We start from the raw sequence: 19744 nt of genomic DNA, 5'->3' as shown, positions 1-19744 counted from the left end.
ACCATGCCATCAAACCATCCGTCAGGCCTGTGCCATCGCCTGCACGATGCGCTCGCGCGACAGGTCGGCGATGCGGCGGCGGCCTTCGACATCGGCCACCTGGATGGGCTCCAGGAAGCAGATGTCGGCCGTGCGCGCGGGCTCGCCCAGCAGGCGCACGAAATTGGCGAAGAAGCTTTCCTTCGGCCCGAACGCCACCACCGGCTGCGCGCTGCCGCGCGGGCCGTAGCGCAGGGCCACCGGCTGCACCGGCACGCCCGCCTCGACGGCGGCCAGGAAAATGCGCGCATGGAAGGGCCCGACCGCATGCCCGTCCCGGGTACGTCCTTCGGGAAAGACGCCCACCGAGCGCCCCTCGCGCAGGCGCCGCATCATCGCCTGCAGCACCCCGCCCAGCGATTCCTGGCTGCCGCGCTGGTGGAAGATGGTCTGGCCCTGCGCCGCCAGCCAGCCGACCACCGGCCAGCCGCGGATCTCGTGCTTGGCGACGAAACCCATCATGCGCTGGCTGTGCAGGGCCTCGATGTCGATCCAGCTGACGTGGTTGGCCACGAACAGCGTGGGGCCGGGCAACGGCTTGCCCACGCGCCGCAGCCGGAAGCCGAAGATGCGCATCAGCCCCCCCGACCACCAGCGCACGGCCACATCGCCGGCGTTCTCGTCGCCCACGCGGATCCACACCAGCAGCGGCGACAGGCACAACAGGGTGACCGGCAGGAAGACCAACAGGTGGACCAGCAGCAGCGGCACGCGGTACAGGTAGCGAAAGACCCGCGCCACGCCGCTGCCGCCAGCAACATGAACAGGGGGCGGCGTCATCCCATCACGATACCGGATGGATCGCCGCAGCGGAATGCGTCCGTGCGGGTCTCAGGGTTTCGGCAGCGGTACGACGGCCAGCGTCAGCCGCGATACGCAGACCAGCTTGCCCTCGTCGTTCTCGATGCGGATCTCCCACAGCTGCGTGCTGCGGCCCACATGCAGCGCACGCGCCGTGCCCGTGACCCTGCCGCCTCGCATCGCGCGTACATGGTTGGCGTTGATCTCCAAGCCCACCACCATCTCCTTGGTCGTGTCCACGCACAGGTTGCCGGCCACGCTGCCCAGCGTCTCGGCCAGCGCCACCGAGGCGCCGCCATGCAGGATGCCGTACGGCTGCACCGTGCGCGCATCCACCGGCATGGTGCCGCGCAGCCAGTCGTCGCCGGCTTCGGTGATGACGATGCCCAGGTTAGACACCAGGGTGTCGGCCGCATGGGCGTTGACGGCAGCGAGATCGACGGGAGCGCGGAAGGCCATGGCAAGTCCTTGGAGCGAGGAGCGAGGAGCGAGGAGTGAGGAGTGAGGGAAGCCAGAGAATGCGCCTTCGCTCACTCCTCACTCCTCTGCACTCACTCCTGCATTACAGGATCGGCACCAGGCCTGCACCGAACGCAGTCAGCACCCGCGTGTAAAGCCATTTCGGCCCGACGTTGACCTCGGGGAAGTCGCCGACCGCCACATAGCATCGATGGAACGCGGGATCCTTCGGGGCCACCGGCAGCGGGCAGTCGGGGCCCGGCCGGAATTCGTAGCTGGTGGCGTAGCGCCAGGGCCAGATATCGAACACGGGCAACGCCTCGGACACCTTGCCCAGACTGTAGTCCAGCCCCGAGAACACCGGCGGCTTGGCCCGCGGGGCGATCACCCATGCATTCTGCGGGGACATGTCGCGGCGGATGCTGTCGGCCAGCGCCTGCGCGAAAGCCGGGTCGTCGATCACGACCGCCGCCTCGGTGTTGTAGTTCTCCGAGCGCGGGTCGAAGTTGTGCGTGCCGATCACCGCCGTCTCGCCGTCGATCACCATCGACTTGGCGTGCAGGCCCATGCGCACGCCGGCGCGCTTGAGCGGCAGCGGCTCGGACGCGGCGCCGCTGCTGAGGAACGAGGGCCGCGATTCGGTACGCTGCAGGCGGCGGGTGGTCTCGCCCTGCGAACCGGCCGACGGCCCGATCGATCCGGATGGTCCACGGATGCGGCCGCTGCCGCTGCCTGCCGCGGCACGCCCGTCTTCCGACAGCGCCACCGGCGGCCCTTCCGGCATCAGCGCGGCGTAGTCTACCGGCGCGTCCTCCGGGAAGGGTTTGTACTCGTGGATGCGGAAACCGAATTCGCGCAGGTAGCGGCGCTTGTACTTGAACGACATCGAATAGACGACCGGGTTGTCCGTCGCCGCCAGGCTGTTGGTGGACACCACCACCTGCGGTGGCGGCTCGCGCTTGCGCATGTCGCGGAACATCGCCTGCGCCTGTTTGGACATGACCAGGTACGGCGTCTGCAGCAGCACCTCCTTCTGCGCGCCGCGGATCAACGCTTCCAGTTCGGGGGCGGCGGGCGCATCGTCGTCGCGGCGTTCGCGGCGGTGCTTCTGCGGCAGGTCGGCGATGTAGCGCACCGCGCCCACCGCGAAGGCGGGTTCGACGAAACGCGCCCGTACCAGGTCCGCATCGCTCGCCTCGGCGCGCGCCGCCTGCACGCGCTCCGGCCGCAGGTAGCGCGGCACCGGCATTGCCGGCACGCCCTCGCGCAGCAGGGTGCGGCCGACATCGTTCAGGCGCTCGGCGGGCACGCTGCGCCGCGCCTCCCAGAACGCCTGGAAATTGGCCGCCATCGCCGCTGCCTCCGGACCCGCGACCAGCACGTCGCGGTCGCGGAAGTTGTATTCGGCGTCCCAGTCGAAGTAGTCGTCTTGGTAGTTGCGCCCACCGCTGATGCCGATGCGGTCGTCCACCAGCAGCAGCTTGGTATGCATGCGCTGATTGAAGCGGCGGAAGCAGCACAGCACGCTGCCCGCGTAGTCCAGGTAGTTCAGCTTGGCCTTGCCGAAGCTGGGGTTGTAGATGCGGATGGAAAAGTTCTGGTGCGCACCGGACAGCGCGGCCAGGATCTGCAGGTCGGCGATCGCCGACAGCTGGTCGATCAGCACCCGCACCTTCACCCCGCGCCGCGCCGCGTCCAGCAGCTCGTCCAGCACCAGCCGCGCGCTGTCGTCCTTGTCGAAGATGTAGGTCTGCAGGTCGATGCGTTCGCGCGCGCTGCGGATCAGGTTCAACCGTGCCAGCAGCGCGTCCGAGCCCTGGTCCAGGATCACCGCGTAATGGCGCGGCGCCTCCGGGGTGGACGCGGCGCGCGCCTGTCCGGCCAGGTCGTAGAGCGGCGACGACAGCGCGCAGGCATCGGCCTGTTCGCACTCGATCACCGTTGAACGGGCGCCCGCGGCGATGTCGGCCGCACGATCGCGCTGGCGGTCGGACAGGCTGGCGCAGGCGCTGCACAGCAGCGCCAGCCACAGGACCGCGCAGCGCGCGGCGATCACGGCACTGCGACGGGTCACGGCGTCCTTGCGCTCCTGATGCGCGCGCGCAGCACGAACACCACGCGGTCGCTGACGGCCAGCATCCAGTCGTCCATGTCGTAGTCGCTGCGGCGCACCGCGCCGGTGGCCACCACATCGCACCCGACCGCCGGGCGCGGACAGGTCGCCGGCGCCACCTCCAGGCCGCGCGGGCGGCTGATGCCCTTGATGCTCAATTCGCCCTCCAGCTTGCCGCCGTCGTACAGCAGCAGCGGATCGTAGGGCCTGGACGTGAACGTGACCACCGGATAGCGGTCGGCATCGAAGAACTGCTCGCTGCGCGCCCACTCGCTGTAACGGGGGTGGCCGACGATCTCGACATCGCGGGTGTACATGCGCAGGCGCACCTGCTGGCGCCCGTCCGGCAGGTGCTCCACCGAGCCTTCGTAGTGGCGGAACACGCCGTCCAGCACCTGGCCCCAGCGCGTGCGCAGTTCGAATCCCAGCCTCGTGTTGTCCGGGTCGAAGTCGTTGCGCCCCTGCGCCAGCACGGGTGCGGCCAACAGCGCGCCCACCGCCAGCGCGGCCAGGCGCAGGCCGGCGGCCGTCGCCTGCGTCATGGCCACCAGAAGGCGGAGAGCTGCGCCACGCCGGGCTCGAAGGAGGCGTCGGCCGGCAGCGTCAGCACCACCACGCCGGCCGGCGGCATGCCGCGGTACTCGCTGGTCACGCCGGAGTACATCAGCGCGGCCAGCTGCTCCAGCCCCGGGTTGTGTCCCACCAGCAGCAGGCGCTCGGCCTCGCGGTGCTGGTCGGCCAGGTCGGCCAGCGTGCCGGGCGTGGCCTCGTAGATGCGCTCTTCCAGCCGCTGCTCCACGTAACCGATGGCGTCCATGACCGCTTCCAGCGTCTCGCGGGTGCGGCGGGCCGGCGAACACAGCACGCGGTCCGGCACCAGACCCTGCTCCTTCAGCCAGCGCGCGACGGCCTCGGCCTCGGCCAGGCCCTGGGGGGAGAGGGGACGGTCCAGGTCGGACTGCCCGGTGGTGGCCGGTTCGGCATGGGCATGGCGCAGCAGGATCAGTTCACGCATGGGACGCTTGCTCCTTAGGCTTTCTTGATCCACTTCAACAACGGTTCCCAGTCGGCCTGATGCTCGCGCACCTGCGCCGAACGGTAGTCGAACAGGCTGCGGCCCAGGCCTGCCATCACCACGTAGGCCTGGGTATCGCGCAGCTGGGTGATGACCGGGTAAGGCCAGGTCTTCAGCATCTCCACCGCCTGCTGCGACGCATTCGTCCACGGCTTGCTGCGGTTGACCACCAGGCCCACGGGCAGCTTGCGCTTGTGCACGCGCGGCACCTTGGCCAGGGTGTTCAGGAAGCCGACCGTGGCCTCGATGTCCAGGGCGGACGGCAGCACCGGCACCACCACGGCGTCGGCATGCTCCAGAAAGCTGCCCAGGTCGTCGGCCATCGCGCCGGCCGGGGCGTCCACCACCACGCGCTCGGCGTCCTCCGGCAGCCACGCGCGCCAGGCGCGCCGGCCGCTGGCTTCGATCGGCAGTACGGCCGACTCCAGTTCCGCCCGGCGCTCGGCCCAGCGGGTGGACGAATGCTGCGGATCGGCGTCCACCAGCACCGTGCGTTTGCCATCGAGTGCGAAATACGCGGCCAGATTGGTCGCCAGGGTGGTCTTTCCCGCGCCGCCCTTGGAGCTGGCGACCAGAATCGTCTTCATGCGCGCACCTCGTTGCCCGGGGAGCCCGCAGGGTACACCGGGGGAGGTGAAGCAGAAAGACAGGAGTGAGGGGAGAGGAGTGAGGAGTGAGCGAAGGCAAGACCCGGCTTCCCCTCACGCCTCACTCCTCCCCACTCACTGCTTGCTGTTATCGTTCCGTCCCCACGGACCGGACGCCCCATGAACGAGCTGCAGGACCTCACCGCGCTGATCCGCGCCAACACCCCGCTGATCGTCATCGAGACCCAGGACGAGGCGCGCGTGGTCGACCTGTTCCGGCAGGCCCTGGGCCAGGTGTGGCGGGCGCTGTTCCGCTGGAGCATCACCGAGGGCCTGCGCCGGCTGGACATGGACCGCGAGGACGACGCCGTCGGCCCGCCCGACGCCAGTGCCGCCCTGCAGGCCATCAAGCAGGCCGAGCAGCGCGGCATCTACCTGCTGCTGGATTTCCACCCTTACCTGGGCTACGCCAGCAGCCAGCGCCAGCTGCGCGACATCCTGCAGCGCCGGCACAGCCTGCCCCACGTGGTGGTGCTGGTGGGCGCAAAGATCGAGCTGCCGGCCGAACTGGACGCGCTGGCGGTGCGTTTCAGCCCGCGCCTGCCCGACGGCAACGCCCTGCTGAAGATGGTCCGCGAGGAAGCCGAGCACTATGCGCGCGAGCACGGCGGCCGGCGCGTCGAGGCCGATGGCGAGGCGGTGAAGCAGATCGTGCGCAACCTGCAGGGACTGAGCCTGGTCGACGCCCGCCGCATCGCCCGCCAGCTGATCTTCGCCGACGGCGCCCTGACCGCCAGCGACCTGCCCGCGCTGAACAAACTGAAGTTCGAGCTGCTCAACCGCAGCGGCCACCTGCATTACGAGTACGACACGGCGAAGTTCGCCGACGTGGCCGGTGCGTCGCGGCTGAAGCGCTGGATCGAGCAGCGCCGTGCGGTGTTCGTGTCCGGCAATCCGCCACCGGGGCTGGACCTGCCCAAGGGCGTGCTGCTGCTGGGCGTTCAGGGCTGCGGCAAGTCGATGCTGGCCAAGGCCACGGCCGCCGGCTTCGGCGTGCCGCTGCTGCGGCTGGATTTCGGCACCCTGTATGACAAGTACCACGGCGAGACCGAGAAGAACCTGCGCGCGGCGCTCGCCTCGGCCGAACAGCTGGCGCCGTGCGTGCTGTGGATCGACGAGATCGAGAAGGGCCTGGCTAGCGGCGGCGACGAGGATGGCGGGGTGTCCCGCCGCGTGCTCGGCTACCTGCTGACGTGGATGGCCGAGCGCAAGGCGGGCGCGGGCAGCGGGCAAGTTTTCCTGGTCGCCACCGCCAACCAGGTCCAAGACCTGCCGCCGGAACTGCTGCGCAAGGGCCGTTTCGACGAGATCTTCTTCGTCGACCTGCCTTCGCCCGAAGCGCGCGTGGAAGTGCTGCGCGTGCACCTGGCACGCCGGCATCTGGATCCGGACGCCTTCAACCTGCCTGCACTCGCCGCCGGGGCGAACGGTTTCTCCGGCGCGGAACTGGAACAGGCCATCGTCTCGGCGCTGTACGCCGCGCACGCGGAACAGAAGCCACTCGACACCGAGCTGGTGATGCATGAGATCCGCAGCACCCGCCCGCTGTCGGTGCTGATGGGCGAACAGGTGCAGGCGCTGCGCGACTGGGCGCGGGAGCGGACGGTGCCGGCGGATTGATCTGTCGGGCTGGGAAGTGAGCCGCTGGGCGCCACGCTCGGGAAGCGCTGTCGTCGGAGCGACGTAAGTCGCGATCGCGCGCCCATCATGCGACGGACACGCAAGCGCGCACGGCTATACAAAGGCCCGCCCGAAGCATCAGGCTGGCAGTAGGATGGGTTGAGCCGCAGGCGATACCCATCACCTTCGTTTCCCTTTGCGAGGATGCGTGCTGTTACGACGCAGTGCGGGACACTTCTCTTGTATTGGCCCTTCGAGATTGCAAGTGATGGGTATCGCCTGCGGCTCAGCCCATCCTACTCGCTTTCCCGCCAACGGCGCGAAGGTGATGGGTATCGCCGGTGGCTCAACCCATCCTACTTACTTGCTGCCAAGGGTCCGACTCCGGAATCGATAGCGCCGATATAAGTGCCGGCCTTCCAGCCGCTTGAACGACACCCGCTCCATCCGTCCGATCGCTTCTGAGACAACGATTGGCAAAGGAGGCCACGTATGAGCTGCTAGGCGTCTTGCTGACGGCCTTTCAGGGGCACCAGCACGACACTGGGAGTGTCCGGGGATGTGCTGCGAAGGATCAGGTAGCCCGCCTTGATCTTCCGCAAATCTTCGAGCTTTGCCTTGTGTTCAATTTGTTTGGATTCGTGCGACTTGAACAACGTCTTGTAGCTCTTCTCGTAGATGGTATCTAAGAGTTCAAGCATAAAGTCGCAGTGCTCCACGAGCGCCGTGCGGAGGTCGTAGGACATGGACCGATCTCCGCGGTTTTCTGTCACGGTGCAGTTGAAGCCGCCAAGATCGATGCGTACCGGGACAAAGGCGGAGGTGGTGCGATCTCCAAAGTCAAAGTAGTCCAAGCTGTGAGAAGCAAGCTGATGCCGCAGACTACGTATCTGAAGCTTGTCGGCGTTGCTCTTGAATGTCTTCTGAGCGGTGCAATTCATAAGTTTGTGGAGCTTAAGGGCGGCCTGCTGCTGGATATAGGCCGCGCTCAGCAGGCCATACAGCCTTAAATACTTCTCGCCTGTTTCATCGTATCGGGTCGGACCATCGAGACCGAATCTCAGAAAATTGTGGAGTGCTAGGGATGCATCCCCCAGGATGTCCATAGCAACACAAACGAAGTTCCAGTCCGCCTCCGAGCTGAGGCGCAACTTCCGCGCGGGCTCTCCCCTCCAACCGACTCTGTCATTGACCAGATCGCGGAAGGCGTCGGAGTAGGCCTCGACGGCTGTTATTTTGGAGTCGCGATCAATCACAACACCTGGCGCCTGATGGGCCGCATCCCTGGAGGTGAAGGGGATGTTCACGCCCTCCCCTGCACGCGTCAAGGTAGACGAAGCATTACCGCGCAAAGATCTTAGAGAGGGCGTCGCGGGACCCAGACTTCGCAAGCCTCACGGACATGCTTCACCCTTGGATCATCACGTCCCCCACCCCAATCTCCACCGCCGTCCCACTCACCCGGACGCCATCCCGTACATCCACCGGCACGTCCACCCGCAACACACTCGGTCGCCCGAGATCATTCCCCTGGTGAATGGTGAACCTGCGTTCGTCGGGCAACCGGTCCTGCGCCGCCAGATACGCACCCAATGCGGCGGCCGCGGCGCCGGTGGCCGGATCTTCCACCACGCCGCCGGGCGGGAAGGGATTGCGCGCGTGCAGCGTGTGCGCGTCTTCGCGCCAGACCAGATTGATCGTGGTCCAGCCGCGCGACGCCATCAACGCAGCGAGCGCATCGAAGTCGTAGTGCAGATCAGCCAGCCGCGCGCGTGAGGCAGCGGCGATGACCGGATGCCACGCGCCGGCATAGGCGACCGCAGGTGGCAGCACGGGATCGAGGTCGTCGCGATGCCAGCGCAACGCGGCCAGCACGCCATCCAGATCAGCGGCATCCAATGCGTCCACGCGCGGCGGCACGCTGGTCAGGGTGGCGAAGAAACCGGCATCGACCGTCACGCGCACGCGCCCCGCCTGCGTGTGCAGGACGAAGTCTCCCGGGCCCTGCCGGCGTGCGTGCGCGACCATCGCCGCGATCGTCGCGTGGCCGCAGAAGCTGACTTCGGCCAGCGGGCTGAAGTAGCGCACGTCGAGCTCGCCATCCGCGCGTGGCAGCAGGAACGCGGTTTCCGAATAGCCCACGTCCGCGGCGATGCGCTGCATGGCGGCGTCGGAGAGGCCGCCCGCATCCAGCACCACGCCGGCGGGATTGCCGCCGCTCGGGTCGGTGGTGAAAGCGCTGTAGCGCAGGACCGCGGGCGTCATCGTGTTTCTCCTTCGACCGCAACGGCAACGGGCGCGTCCAGACGCACCACCAGATGGCGCAGGAAGAACTGCGTCAGCGGCCCCACCCCGAAGGCGAACACCAGCGTGCCCACGCCCACGACGCCGCCGAGCAGCACGCCGATGGCCAGCACCGTGACTTCGATCAGCGTGCGGATGCGGCGGATCGACCAGCCGGTACGACGCGCCAGCCCCGTCATCAGGCCATCGCGCGGACCCGGCCCCAGCTGCGCGCCGATGTACAGCGCGGTGGCCACGGCGCACAGCACCACGCCGGCCAGCAGGTAGGCGCAGCGCAGCGGCAGGCCCTCGGGCGTCGCCAGCCAGGCAAGGTTGAGGTCCGCGAACGGTCCCAGCAGCAGCGTGTTGGCCAGCGTGCCCAGGCCGGGCATCTGCCGCAGCGGGATCCACGCCAGCAGCACGCCCACCGCGGCGAGAATCATCACCGTGCCGAACGACAGCGGCAGGTGGCGCGACACGCCCAGGTGGAACACGTCCCAGGGCGAGGCGCCCACGGCACCTTCGATCATCAGGGCGATGGCCAGGCCGTACAGCCACAGGCCGACGAGCAGGCGCAGCACGCGTTCGGGCAGACGCCCGGCCTTGAGTTGGGCGAGGGGGCCGAGGTTGGCCAGGCCGATGGGGGAGGCAGGTTTCATGGGGCCACCTTCACCCCGATTGGCTCTTTTCGATAGAGCCAATCGTGCGATAGTGGCCTCATGAATCGCGTATTGGCCCCTGCTCGCCTCGCCACGCTGGTCGGCGACTTTCCCCGGTCGCCCGCCTACCGCGGGCTGCGCCAGGCGCTGCAGGAGCTGATCGGCGACGGCCGCATCCCGCTGGACACCCGCCTGCCCAGCGAACGTGCCGTCAGCGAAGCGCTCGGCGTGTCAAGGAACACCGTCACCCGCGCCTATGCGGACCTGGTGGCCGCCGGCTTCGCCACCGCCCGGCAGGGCGCGGGCACGTTCGCCACGGTGCCGCTCGACCGACGCCGCGCGCACGACCACGCACTGCATGCCGTGGGCACGGCACCTTCATCGGGCGTCGCCATCGACCTCAACTGCGCGGCCGGCGCGGCCACGCCCGGCGTCGCAGCCGCGTATGCGCGCGCGCTGGAGGCATTGCCCGCCTATCTGGCCAGCGACGGCTACCTGCCCTCGGGGCTGCCCGCACTGCGCGCCCGCGTCGCGGCGATGTACGCGCAGCGCGGCCTGCCCACCACGCCCGAGCAGATCGTGATCACCTCGGGCGCACTGTCGGCCATCGCGATCATCGCCCGCGCGCTGTCCCGCCCGGGCGACCGCCTCATGATCGAGTCGCCGGTGTATTCGAATGCGATCGAGGCACTGCGCCTAGGCGGCGCGCGCCTGGTCAGCGCGCCGATGGGCGACCCGCTGGGCGAGGACGGCTGGGACCTTGCCGCCATCGAGGCGACATTGCGGCAGACCTCGCCGCGGCTGGCGTACCTCATTCCGGATTTCCAGAACCCCACCGGCTTCCTGATGGGTGAAACGCAACGCGCGCACTATGCCGCCGCGCTGCGCGCCACGCGCACGATCGCCATCGTCGACGAAACCCTGCAATCCACCTGCCTGTCCGATGCGTCGATGCCGGCACCGTTCGCCGCGTTCGCAACCGATGCGTTCACCATCGGCAGTGCGTCCAAACGCTGCTGGGGCGGCCTGCGCGTGGGCTGGATCCGTGCGCCGCGCGAACACATCGAACGCCTCATCGCCACGCGCGTGCAGATGGACCTGGGCAGCTCGCTGTTCGACCAGCTGGTGGTGGCGGAGATGCTGGACGCCCACGGCGCCCTCGCCGCGCGACGCGCCCAGATGCGGGAACGACGCGACACCCTGGCGCAGGCGCTGCGCGAGCACCTGCCCGATTGGCGCTTCCGCCTGCCCGAAGGCGGCCTGTCGCTGTGGGTGCGGATGCCGCACGGCAGCGCCACCGCACTGGCGGCGGACGTGGAACGCAAGGGCGTGTATCTCGCGCCGGGCCCGGTCTTCAGCGTGGAAGGCGGCAACGACCAGTGGCTGCGCATTCCCTATGCCAAGCCCGAAGCCATGCTGGTGCAGGCGGTGCAGGTGATGGCCGAAACCTGGAAGGCGCATCCGCGCGATGCACGTCATCACCGCGACGCGGCACGACGCCTGATCGCGTGAGGCGCTAGCCGTCGTCGGTGCGTTTCGCGACGCGACCCTCCAGCCATGCCAGCACCGACAGCACGGCGAACGTCAGCAGCGTCGCCAGCAACGCCAGCCAGCCATGGCCGAAGCCGACGGCCACGCCGATCACCGCCACCATCAGCAGCGATGCCGCCGTGGTGATGCCGGCAACCACGCGGCCGCGGTGGGCGATCATCGTGCCGGCACCGATGAAGGCGACGCCGGCGATCACGGCTTCGACCAGCCTGAACGGATCGATCCGCACGCGCTCGTCGCCCTCGTGCTGCGCCAGCGCCAGCATCATGTCGCCCATGCCGGTGAGCATGGCCGCCGCGCCGGCCACCAGCATGTGCGTGCGGAAGCCGGCGGGGCGGTCCTTCATCTCGCGCTCCAGCCCGATGGCGCCGCCCAGCAGCATCGCGAACGCGATGCGCCCGACCACCGGCGCCTGTGCTTCCCATCCGTCGAACATGGCATGACCTCCTGCGCCGATGCTTCCACCGGCGCGGTCAACGCGATGCGAAGGCAGCTCAGGGTGCGGTGGGCGGTTCGCCGGTCAACAGGGCACGATGTTCCGGGCTGTCGGGCAACCAACCGGCGGGCGGCTCGCCCGCAATGCCGTTGGCCTGCAGTTGATGGCGCATGGCGGCGAGTTCACCGTCGCGTAGGAAGACATCGACGTAATCGGCCGGCAGATGTCGCGCGGCCGCAGGTCGCTGGTACAGCTGCATGACGTTTTCGTACGCCCACGCAAACTGGCGCAGGCGCTCCCGCGCCGCCTCGCGCTCCACATCACCGTCGGCCCACTGCACCAGCTGCGGCAACGCGATGGCTGGCCCGATCATGATCGAGTCGTCGGCGGCCAGCAGCGTGTAGATCCGCTTGCAGGCGGTGCGTGCGTCGGCGGGCAGCGCACCGACCTGGGCCCGGCAGCGCTGCATGATCGGCTGCAGGGTCGGGATCGCGATGGCCGCAGTGATGGCCATGACCGCCACATCCGCCATGTCCTGCGGCGTGGCAGCCCGGCCGATCCCGAGATCCTCGCCGATGGCGACTGCCAGCGCGGGATCCAGTGGCGGTGCCGGCACCTGTCGCAGCGTCGTGGCCATCAGCAGGCCGACGTCGCTGAAGTGCGTGCGGTAGTGGGTCGCCGCGGCGGCCGCCTGCCAGTACCGCTCGGCGGCGGCCATGTCCCTGCGTTGGACGGCGTCGGCATAGGCCGCAAGCAGGCGTTCGGCATTGCCCGGATCGGCGGCCATCAGGCGTTGCAGCAGCAGGCTGCGGTCGCAGCGGGCGTCGTTCGTCGCGCAGGCGTCCAGCAGTGCCCAGTCCACCAGCGGATCGTCGCCCCTGGACGCGGCGTGGGCGGCCTGGAGCCATGCGCGCGCCTGGGTGTCCGCGTCATCGTCACTCCGCGGCCACAGCCAGCCGGCGACCAGCAGGTCACGCGCCGTGCCGCGCGCGGCGACGGTGCGCAGATGCGCTTCGACGTTGGCACGCCATGCGTCGTGCCAGGCCCGGCTGGCAGCGGCCAGCTGTGGATCGGATTCGACCCGGCCCGGCACTTCCGGGGGCGGACCGTCCTGCGCCAGAGAGAGCGATGGAGCCAGCACCGACGCCATCAACACCAGCCACGTACACACCTGCATTGTCGTGCGCATCGCCCACTCCTGTCGGGAACGACTTCAACGTTCGCACGAACGCGGTGCCGCGCGCCAGCGCGCGGCTATGCGGCCAGGCGCCCCACCACCCACGCCCACATCGGCAGCGTCGCCAGCGACAGCAGGATGCCGTAGCCGACCAGCGCGGCGGCCAGGCGCGGGGCCAGCTGGTGCGAGATGGCCAGCGCGGCGGCCGTGATCATGGTCGGCATGGCCGACTCCAGCACATTGGCCTGCAGCATCTCGCCGGACATGCCGAACGCCAGCGACAGCGGCAACGCCAGCGCCGGCATCACCAGCAGGCGCAGCAGCAGGCCGACCGCCAGTGGCTTCACCTCGTCTCGCGGCAGTTTCAGCTGGATGGTCAGGCCCACCGCCAGCATCACCAGCGGCAGCAATGCATCGGCCAGCTTCTGCAGGGCCCCGCCGATCCAGGCCGGGGGCTGCTCCGGCATCAGCGTCAGTCCGACCAGCAGCGCCCACACCGGCGGGAATTTCAGGATGCGCAGGCCCATCTCGCGTGCGGTGGGTGGCGCATCGCCGCCATAGCGCGCCAGCACGTACAGGCCGAACGTGGACAGGAGGACGAAGGTGCCGAACTGGTCGTACACCACCGCGTACGGCAGCGCGTGTTCGCCCAGCAGCGCACGCACCATCGGGTACCCGATGAAGCTGCTGTTGCACAGGGCCACGCACAGCAGCAGTACCGCATGCTCGTCGCGACGGAAGCCGAACAGGCGCGTGGCCAGGGCGACCAGGGCGATGGTCGCGGCGGTCAGAATCCAAGGGGTGACGACCACGCCCAGCAGCGACGCGTCCACGTGCAGGCGCGGCACGTAGGTCAGCACCGCGGCCGGTAGGCAGACGTACAGCACCACCCGGTTCAGCACGTCCGCCGCGTTGTCGGGAAACACCCGCAGGCGCGCGAACACCATGCCCAGGGCCAGCATGGTCAGGATCAGGGCGAAGGCATCGAATGCCATGGTGCGGCGGGAGCGGCGTGGGGCTGCGCAGGATCGCACACAGGGGTGCGCCACGCCGCCGGACCATCGTCGTAGGCATAGTCCCGTCATTCCGGCGCAAGCCGGAACCCAGCGACTTCATGCATCCGGAGGAGAGGCACGGGGTTCCGGCTTGCGCCGGAACGACGGGGCCAGGTCGGCGCAGGGCTTATCATGGGCGGCATGACGACTCCTGCCTTTCCCACCGCGTCCGGCCCGATCACCCTGGACGGCCCCGAAGGGCCGCTGGAAGCCCATGTCGACTGGCCGGAAGACGGCGAGCCGGTAAAGCCGGTCACCGCGGTGATCTGCCATCCCCTGCCCACGGAAGGCGGCACCATGCACAACAAGGTGGTGGTGATGGCCGCGCGCAGCCTGCGCGAACTCGGTGCGGTGACGGTGCGCTTCAACTTCCGCGGCACGGGCGCTTCGGCCGGCCTGTTCGACCATGGCGATGGCGAAGTGGACGACCTGCGCGCCGTCGTCGCCTGGGTGCGCGCCCAGCGTCCCGGCACCCAGCTGTGGCTGGCGGGCTTCAGCTTCGGCGCCTACGTGTCGCTGCGCGCCAGCGACAGCCTGCAGCCGGATGCACTGGTGTCGATCGCGCCGCCGGCAGGCCGGTGGGATTTCGCTTCGATCACGCCCCCCACGTGTCCGTGGCTGGTGATCCAGGGCGAGGAAGACGAGATCGTCGAGCCGCAGGCCGTGTACGACTGGATCGACACGCTGAAACAGCCGCCCGAACTGATCCGCATGCCCGAGACCAGCCATTTCTTCCACCGCAAGCTGATGGACCTGCGCGGCGCCATCAAGCACGCGATGAAAGCCTACGTACCCGCGTGATGGCGGACGACGCTCGACAGACGGCCCCGACGCCGTCGCAGGTCTACGCACGCGGCGCCTCGGAAGGCCAATGGCAGAACGATCCGGCGCAACATCCCGCGCTGGCCGAACTCGACCGCATCCATGCGGCCTTGCTGGCGGAGCCGCCGTCGCCCGGCCTGTTCGGCAGGCTGTTCGGCAAGCCACCGGAAACCGTCAAGGGCCTGTACTACTGGGGCGAAGTCGGGCGCGGCAAGACCTTTCTGGTGGACCTGTTCTACGACACCCTGCCGTTGCCGACGTACTCGGTTTCGCAGAACAAGGCGCATGGCGAAGGCGGCGGCAAGTACCGCACCCACTTCCACCGCTTCATGCGCGGCGTGCACGAGCGCCTGCGCCTGCACGCCGGCGAGAGCGATCCGCTGGCGAAGATCGTGCGCGAAGTCCGCGGCAAGCTGCGCGTGCTGGTACTGGACGAGTTCTTCGTCACCGACATCGGCGATGCGATGCTGCTGGCGCGCCTGCTGGAGCGCATGTTCGCCGAAGGCATCACCCTGGTGACGACCTCCAATACCGCGCCGCAGAACCTGTACAGGGACGGCCTGCAGCGCGCGGGTTTCCTGCCGGCGATCGACCTGCTGCAGACGTACTGCGTGGTGCTGCGCTCGGACGGGCAGGAAGACTACCGCCTGCGCGCGCTGACCCGCTCGCCGGTGTACCGGACGCCGCTGGACGGCGCGGCCGACGACTGGCTGGCGATGCGCTGGCGCGAACTCAGCGGCGGCGAAGCCGCGCACGGCGGCAACATCGAGATCGACAGCCGCAAGATCCCGGTGCGCGGCCGCGGCAAGAGCATCGCTTGGTTCGATTTCGCGGCGCTGTGCGAGGGCCCGCGCGGCACCACGGACTACATCGAGATTGCGCACGAGTTCAACACGGTGCTGGTGGGCGGCATCCCGCGCTTCGATGCCTTGAACGAAGACGCCGCGCGCCGCTTCGTCAACCTCATCGACGAACTGTACGACCGCCACGTCAACCTGGTGTGCACCGCGGCGGACGCGCCGACGGCGCTGTACACCGGCACGCGCCTGCAGGGCGCGTTCGAGCGGACCGCCTCGCGCCTGATCGAGATGCAGAGCGCCGAGTACCTGGCCACGCCGCACAAGGCTTGAGCGGATGGACGTGGTGCCCGCTGCGATCGACGATGCGCTGCGCCGGACGATCGACAACGGCGGCCGTGTCTGCGTACTGACCGGCGCCGGCATGTCGGCCGAGAGCGGCATCCCCACCTTCCGTGGCACGCGCGACAGCTTGTGGTCGCGCTTCGATCCGATGCGGCTGGCGACGGCCGAGGCATGGCGCGAGGATCCCGCGCTGGTGTGGGGGTGGTACCGCTGGCGCATGCGACTCGTCCGCGATGCGCAGCCGAATGCCGGTCATCGTGCGCTGGCGGCGCTGGCGCAACGCGTGCCGCTGTCATTGGTCACCCAGAACGTCGACGACCTGCACGAACGCGCCGGTAGCACCGTGGATGCGCATGTGCATGGCAGCCTGTTCGCGTTGCGCTGCTTCGCCTGCGGGCGCGCGCATGACGGCCCGCTCGACGACTACGTGGACGGCGTGCAGCGGGTCGAACCGATGCGCTGCGCGGCCTGCGGCGACCGGGTGCGTCCGGGCGTGGTGTGGTTCGGTGAAGCTCTGCCGGACGACGCATGGAGCATGGCGACTGATGCGGCGACGCGCTGTTCGCTGATGCTGGTCGTGGGTACGTCGGGGCTCGTTCATCCCGCCGCCGGATTGCCTGCATTGGCACGTCGCAGCGGGGCCACGGTAGTGGAGATCAATCCCGAGGCCACCGCGCTGTCCGCGGAGGCGGACCACGTCTGGCGGGCGACCGCAGCGCAGGCGTTGCCGTTGCTGGTGCGCTAGGCACTGCTCCTTGTCTTCTCTCGGCCGGCGAGGAGAAAGTGCCCGAAGAACCTGCTCTCGCTTGATCCGGGGAAACAAGGTGCGCTGTCGTGGGAGCGACGCAAGTCGCGATCGGCTGTCGGTAAAGCCTCATCGCGACTCACGTCGCTCCCACGGTGATGGGAACTAGTTCAGATGGCGCTGGACGAACGTGTCCACGGCTTCGGTGTAAGCCGACGGCGCGCCCAGCAGGTGATTCACCTCGCCGTGCGAGAGGTCTTCCGGCAGCACCTCCATCGCGACCCCCAACGTCTTCGCCTTCTCCGCCATCGCGCGACCCTGTGGGCAGGCATCCTGCCGGCGCGAGGAGCAGACGAACAGCATCGGCACCGCGTCGCGGGTGAGCTGGTGGTAAGGCGAGGCGGCGATCCAGTCGGCGGGATTCCTGCCGAACGCCGCGTCGTAGATGCGCGGCAGCGGGGGCTTCTTCATCGTCTGCGGCACGTCGAGCGCGCCGCTGTCCAGCGAGACCACGCCGCGCGGCCGTGCGGCGCCCGCGTCGCGCCACAGCGTGGACGAAGCGCCGACCAAGGCGGCGAGGTGCGCGCCCGCGGAGTGGCCCATCAGCAGCACGTTCGCGGGATCGGCGTTCCACGACGGTGCGCGCTTCTGCACGTCAGCCAGGGCGCGCGCCACGTCGCGGGCCTGGTCGATGGGCGCGGTGTCCGGTCGCATGCGGTAGTTGATCGAGACCAGCACGTAGCCCTTCGGCAGCCAGTACGCGGCCTTGTTCTCGACCACGCCCGGATTGTCCTTGTTGCCGTTGGCCCAGCCGCCGCCGTGCACGAACAGGATCACCGGCGCGTGCTGCGGCTGCGCCGGCAGGTAGACGTCGTAGCGCTGGCGCGGGTCGTCGCCGTAGGCGACATCGCGCAGCGCACGGGCGCCGGCGGGCAACGCCGGTGGGCTTGCGGCCGGCTGGCGCGAGGCGTCGCGCGCCTGCTGCAGGCGTTCGCGGAAGGTCTGCGCGGCCAGCGGCAGCGCAGCGGTCAGGACGCAGGCCAGCAGGCCCGTGCGGAACAGCATCGTCTTCATCGCATCACCTTGTTGGGGGAGATCAACCGGCCCGCAGCCACAGTTGCGCGCGCAGGCCCTGGGGCGTGTTCGGCAGCAGGCGCAGTTCGCCGCCGTGCTGGCGGGCCACGCGGTCGACGATGGGCAGGCCCAGGCCGCTGCCGCCGCCTGCCTGGTCGTGGACGAACGGCTGGCGAGCGCGCTCGGCCGCATCTGCCGAGAGGCCAGGGCCGCCGTCGGCCACCTCGACCACCCACGCCGGACCTTCGGCCCACAGCCGCAACGACAGCGGCAACGCGCCATGCCGCTCGGCGTTGACCAGCAGGTTCTCGACCGCGCGCAGCAGCGCCATCGGCTTGCCCGGCAGCAGCGCGTGCTCCGGCAGTTCCACACGCCAGCCTTTCGAGGCCGCGGCGACCGCATGGCGGCAGATCGCGGCCAGGTCGACCGTTTCGCTGCCTTCGTCGCGGCCATCGCGGGCGAAGGCGATGAACTGGCCCAGGATCGCGTCCATTTCCATGATGTCGCGCTGCATGCTGCGGGTCAGGTCGGGATCGGTGTCGGGCACCATCTCCAGCGCGAACTGCAAGCGGGTGAGCGGCGTGCGCAGGTCGTGCGAGATGCCGGCTAGCAGCAGCGCACGCTCTTCGGCCGCCGCGCGCACGTCGCGGCTGGCTTCGCCCAGCGCCTGTGCCAGGCCGGCGACTTCGCGCGGCGCACGCGCCGGGACGATCGGCGGGGCGTCGCCGCGCACGATGGCCGGCGCCGCGGCCGCGAGCTGGCGCAACGGCTGCACCAGCCGGCGCGCGAAGTACGCGGCGGCCAGCCACACCAGCGCCACGCACCCGATCAGCATGAACACCGAGAAGCGGCGCATGCCGGTGCCCGGGCGGTCGTAGGCGAACGACACCCACAGCGGTTCGCGCGTGGCAGGTTTCAGCCAGATCACCCGCAGCCCGCGGCCGGCGTCCATCCGCAGCTCGCGACCGGCGCCCAGCGTGCCGGCGGCCCGTTCGCGCAGTTCACGCAGCAAGGGCGCGAAACGCGGCCGGGCGTCGGCGGGCGGCGTGCTGCGCACTTCCAGCCCGGCATCCCGCAGCTGCGCGACCGTGCGCGCATGCGGCTGGTGCTGATCGAGCGCTTCGACCACTTCGGCGAAGCCCTGCATCGCGCGCAGCAGCTGTTCGGCCGCCGGCCGCGTAGCGAGTTCGCGCCCGAGCAGGACCGCCAGCACGCCCGCGCCAGCCAACACCAGGGCGATGACCAGCGCCAGCTGGCCGAACACGCTGCGCGGCAGCGGCGCCCTCATGGCGTGGCCTCCGGCGGCACGAACACATAGCCCACGCCCCAGACCGTCTGGATCAGGCGCGGCTGGCGCGGATCGTCTTCCAGCAGGCGGCGCAGGCGCGCGATGGTGACGTCCATGCTGCGCTCGAAGGCCTCGTGCTCGCGGCCGCGCGCCAGACTCATCAAGCGGTCGCGGCTGAGCGGCTGGCGCGGATGGCGCAGCAACACCGACAGCACCGCGAATTCGCCGCTGGTCAGCCGCAACAGCGCGCCGTCGCGGGTGAGCTCGCGCCGGCCCAGGTCCAGCGTGAAAGGCCCGAACACCACCTCACCGCCGTCGGGTTGCGGCGCACCGGGCGCGGGGCGCGTGCGCCGCAGCACCGAACGGATGCGCGCCAGCAGCTCGCGCGGATTCACCGGCTTGGGCACGTAGTCGTCGGCGCCGATCTCCAGCCCGACGATGCGGTCGATCTCGTCGCCCTTCGCCGTCAGCATGACGATGGGCGTGGCGTCGCCCTGGCCGCGCAGGCGGCGGCATATCTCCAGGCCGTTCTCGCCGGGCAGCATCAGGTCCAGCACGATCAGGTCGAAGTGGCCGCGATCCAGCGACTGCCGCATCTGCGCGGCATCGCCCACGCCGCGCACCTCGAAGCCCTGCGATTGCAGGTATCGCTGCAGCAGCTCGCGCAACCGCACGTCGTCATCCACCAGCAGCACGCGGGGCAGGGTCTCGTCCATGCGGCCACTATCGCCCGCCGCCGCGACACCCGGCAAACCCCG

Annotated in this window: 20 protein-coding genes; 5 read left to right on the top strand and 15 right to left on the bottom strand. The window is 69.4% G+C overall.

Going from position 1 to position 19744, the window contains the following annotated elements; translation table 11 throughout:
- Nucleotides 1-21 precede the first annotated feature (21 nt).
- From IAE60_RS03910 to IAE60_RS03885, 6 genes are all read right to left on the bottom strand, one after another.
- Nucleotides 22-819, bottom strand: coding sequence for a lysophospholipid acyltransferase family protein (locus tag IAE60_RS03910; protein ID WP_187573953.1), 798 nt, complete (start codon nucleotides 817-819; stop codon nucleotides 22-24).
- Between the two features lie 51 nt (nucleotides 820-870).
- Complete coding sequence (locus IAE60_RS03905) at nucleotides 871-1299, bottom strand: hotdog fold thioesterase (RefSeq protein WP_187573952.1); 429 nt, start codon at nucleotides 1297-1299, stop codon at nucleotides 871-873.
- Between the two features lie 103 nt (nucleotides 1300-1402).
- On the bottom strand, nucleotides 1403-3373 hold the full coding sequence (locus tag IAE60_RS03900) for a phospholipase D family protein (protein WP_425504455.1): 1971 nt from the start codon (nucleotides 3371-3373) through the stop codon (nucleotides 1403-1405).
- Nucleotides 3370-3954, bottom strand: a complete 585-nt coding sequence (locus tag IAE60_RS03895; RefSeq protein ID WP_187573951.1) for a YceI family protein — start codon at nucleotides 3952-3954, stop codon at nucleotides 3370-3372. Before IAE60_RS03895 ends, IAE60_RS03900 begins: the two co-directional genes overlap by 4 nt.
- Entirely contained in the window at nucleotides 3951-4427 is a 477-nt protein-coding gene (locus IAE60_RS03890; RefSeq protein ID WP_162109883.1) for a SixA phosphatase family protein, read from the bottom strand. Before IAE60_RS03890 ends, IAE60_RS03895 begins: the two co-directional genes overlap by 4 nt.
- A 14-nt stretch (nucleotides 4428-4441) precedes the next feature.
- Complete coding sequence (locus tag IAE60_RS03885; protein WP_187573950.1) at nucleotides 4442-5074, bottom strand: ParA family protein; 633 nt, start codon at nucleotides 5072-5074, stop codon at nucleotides 4442-4444.
- 180 nt (nucleotides 5075-5254) lie between these two features.
- On the opposite strand from IAE60_RS03885, the gene IAE60_RS03880 reads away from it, so the two are divergent.
- On the top strand, nucleotides 5255-6754 hold the full coding sequence (locus tag IAE60_RS03880; protein WP_187573949.1) for an AAA family ATPase: 1500 nt from the start codon (nucleotides 5255-5257) through the stop codon (nucleotides 6752-6754).
- A gap of 500 nt (nucleotides 6755-7254) precedes the next feature.
- Here the strand turns inward: IAE60_RS03880 and IAE60_RS03875 are convergent, their stop codons facing one another.
- From IAE60_RS03875 to yczE, 3 genes are all read right to left on the bottom strand, one after another.
- The gene (locus IAE60_RS03875) at nucleotides 7255-8061 is read right to left on the bottom strand and encodes a hypothetical protein (RefSeq protein WP_187573948.1); all 807 of its coding nucleotides are present in this window, start codon (nucleotides 8059-8061) and stop codon (nucleotides 7255-7257) included.
- 100 nt (nucleotides 8062-8161) lie between these two features.
- Entirely contained in the window at nucleotides 8162-9019 is an 858-nt protein-coding gene (locus tag IAE60_RS03870; protein WP_187573947.1) for a PhzF family phenazine biosynthesis protein, read from the bottom strand.
- Entirely contained in the window at nucleotides 9016-9696 is a 681-nt protein-coding gene (gene yczE, locus IAE60_RS03865; protein ID WP_187573946.1) for a membrane protein YczE, read from the bottom strand. The genes IAE60_RS03870 and yczE overlap by 4 nt, the downstream gene beginning before the upstream one ends.
- 72 nt (nucleotides 9697-9768) lie before the next feature.
- On the opposite strand from yczE, the gene yczR reads away from it, so the two are divergent.
- The gene (gene yczR / locus IAE60_RS03860; protein ID WP_222937200.1) at nucleotides 9769-11208 is read left to right on the top strand and encodes a MocR-like transcription factor YczR; all 1440 of its coding nucleotides are present in this window, start codon (nucleotides 9769-9771) and stop codon (nucleotides 11206-11208) included.
- Between the two features lie 4 nt (nucleotides 11209-11212).
- On the opposite strand, the gene IAE60_RS03855 is transcribed toward yczR, so the two are convergent.
- The 3 genes from IAE60_RS03855 to IAE60_RS03845 form a co-directional block, all read right to left on the bottom strand.
- On the bottom strand, nucleotides 11213-11683 hold the full coding sequence (locus tag IAE60_RS03855; RefSeq protein ID WP_187573944.1) for an MgtC/SapB family protein: 471 nt from the start codon (nucleotides 11681-11683) through the stop codon (nucleotides 11213-11215).
- Between the two features lie 58 nt (nucleotides 11684-11741).
- Nucleotides 11742-12872, bottom strand: a complete 1131-nt coding sequence (locus IAE60_RS03850; RefSeq protein WP_187573943.1) for a hypothetical protein — start codon at nucleotides 12870-12872, stop codon at nucleotides 11742-11744.
- A 65-nt stretch (nucleotides 12873-12937) separates the two neighbouring features.
- On the bottom strand, nucleotides 12938-13855 hold the full coding sequence (locus tag IAE60_RS03845) for an AEC family transporter (RefSeq protein ID WP_185894725.1): 918 nt from the start codon (nucleotides 13853-13855) through the stop codon (nucleotides 12938-12940).
- 201 nt (nucleotides 13856-14056) lie between these two features.
- Between IAE60_RS03845 and IAE60_RS03840 the strand changes: the two genes are divergently transcribed.
- From IAE60_RS03840 to IAE60_RS03830, 3 genes are read left to right on the top strand one after another with little or no spacing between them, the layout of a single operon-like run.
- Nucleotides 14057-14716, top strand: a complete 660-nt coding sequence (locus IAE60_RS03840) for an alpha/beta hydrolase (RefSeq protein ID WP_187573942.1) — start codon at nucleotides 14057-14059, stop codon at nucleotides 14714-14716.
- Entirely contained in the window at nucleotides 14716-15867 is a 1152-nt protein-coding gene (gene zapE, locus IAE60_RS03835; protein WP_187573941.1) for a cell division protein ZapE, read from the top strand. The genes IAE60_RS03840 and zapE overlap by 1 nt, the downstream gene beginning before the upstream one ends.
- 4 nt (nucleotides 15868-15871) lie before the next feature.
- The gene (locus IAE60_RS03830; RefSeq protein ID WP_187573940.1) at nucleotides 15872-16624 is read left to right on the top strand and encodes an SIR2 family NAD-dependent protein deacylase; all 753 of its coding nucleotides are present in this window, start codon (nucleotides 15872-15874) and stop codon (nucleotides 16622-16624) included.
- A 165-nt stretch (nucleotides 16625-16789) separates the two neighbouring features.
- Here the strand turns inward: IAE60_RS03830 and IAE60_RS03825 are convergent, their stop codons facing one another.
- From IAE60_RS03825 to ompR, 3 genes are read right to left on the bottom strand one after another with little or no spacing between them, the layout of a single operon-like run.
- Nucleotides 16790-17698, bottom strand: a complete 909-nt coding sequence (locus tag IAE60_RS03825; RefSeq protein ID WP_187573939.1) for an alpha/beta hydrolase — start codon at nucleotides 17696-17698, stop codon at nucleotides 16790-16792.
- Between the two features lie 22 nt (nucleotides 17699-17720).
- Nucleotides 17721-18986: an ATP-binding protein gene (locus IAE60_RS03820; RefSeq protein ID WP_187573938.1), complete on the bottom strand. Its 1266-nt coding sequence runs from the start codon at nucleotides 18984-18986 to the stop codon at nucleotides 17721-17723.
- Complete coding sequence (gene ompR / locus IAE60_RS03815) at nucleotides 18983-19702, bottom strand: osmolarity response regulator transcription factor OmpR (RefSeq protein WP_162109899.1); 720 nt, start codon at nucleotides 19700-19702, stop codon at nucleotides 18983-18985. Before ompR ends, IAE60_RS03820 begins: the two co-directional genes overlap by 4 nt.
- Between the last annotated feature and the right edge of the window lie 42 nt (nucleotides 19703-19744).

Source organism: Pseudoxanthomonas mexicana (genome assembly GCF_014397415.1).
Lineage (GTDB): Bacteria > Pseudomonadota > Gammaproteobacteria > Xanthomonadales > Xanthomonadaceae > Pseudoxanthomonas_A > Pseudoxanthomonas_A mexicana.
This window is presented reverse-complemented; position numbering and strand designations above follow the sequence as displayed.

Excerpts from the sequence above, each read along its gene's own strand:
- IAE60_RS03870 (WP_187573947.1), bottom strand. The coding sequence starts at position 9,019 with ATGACGCCCGCGGTCCTGCGCTACAGCGCTTTCACCACCGACCCGAGC.
- IAE60_RS03820 (WP_187573938.1), bottom strand. The coding sequence starts at position 18,986 with ATGAGGGCGCCGCTGCCGCGCAGCGTGTTCGGCCAGCTGGCGCTGGTC.
- IAE60_RS03895 (WP_187573951.1), bottom strand. The coding sequence starts at position 3,954 with ATGACGCAGGCGACGGCCGCCGGCCTGCGCCTGGCCGCGCTGGCGGTG.
- IAE60_RS03855 (WP_187573944.1), bottom strand. The coding sequence starts at position 11,683 with ATGTTCGACGGATGGGAAGCACAGGCGCCGGTGGTCGGGCGCATCGCG.
- IAE60_RS03905 (WP_187573952.1), bottom strand. The coding sequence starts at position 1,299 with ATGGCCTTCCGCGCTCCCGTCGATCTCGCTGCCGTCAACGCCCATGCG.
- IAE60_RS03910 (WP_187573953.1), bottom strand. The coding sequence starts at position 819 with ATGACGCCGCCCCCTGTTCATGTTGCTGGCGGCAGCGGCGTGGCGCGG.
- IAE60_RS03850 (WP_187573943.1), bottom strand. The coding sequence starts at position 12,872 with ATGCGCACGACAATGCAGGTGTGTACGTGGCTGGTGTTGATGGCGTCG.
- IAE60_RS03885 (WP_187573950.1), bottom strand. The coding sequence starts at position 5,074 with ATGAAGACGATTCTGGTCGCCAGCTCCAAGGGCGGCGCGGGAAAGACC.
- IAE60_RS03825 (WP_187573939.1), bottom strand. The coding sequence starts at position 17,698 with ATGAAGACGATGCTGTTCCGCACGGGCCTGCTGGCCTGCGTCCTGACC.
- IAE60_RS03830 (WP_187573940.1), top strand. The coding sequence starts at position 15,872 with ATGGACGTGGTGCCCGCTGCGATCGACGATGCGCTGCGCCGGACGATC.
- IAE60_RS03890 (WP_162109883.1), bottom strand. The coding sequence starts at position 4,427 with ATGCGTGAACTGATCCTGCTGCGCCATGCCCATGCCGAACCGGCCACC.
- yczE (WP_187573946.1), bottom strand. The coding sequence starts at position 9,696 with ATGAAACCTGCCTCCCCCATCGGCCTGGCCAACCTCGGCCCCCTCGCC.
- IAE60_RS03845 (WP_185894725.1), bottom strand. The coding sequence starts at position 13,855 with ATGGCATTCGATGCCTTCGCCCTGATCCTGACCATGCTGGCCCTGGGC.
- IAE60_RS03840 (WP_187573942.1), top strand. The coding sequence starts at position 14,057 with ATGACGACTCCTGCCTTTCCCACCGCGTCCGGCCCGATCACCCTGGAC.
- zapE (WP_187573941.1), top strand. The coding sequence starts at position 14,716 with ATGGCGGACGACGCTCGACAGACGGCCCCGACGCCGTCGCAGGTCTAC.
- ompR (WP_162109899.1), bottom strand. The coding sequence starts at position 19,702 with ATGGACGAGACCCTGCCCCGCGTGCTGCTGGTGGATGACGACGTGCGG.
- IAE60_RS03880 (WP_187573949.1), top strand. The coding sequence starts at position 5,255 with ATGAACGAGCTGCAGGACCTCACCGCGCTGATCCGCGCCAACACCCCG.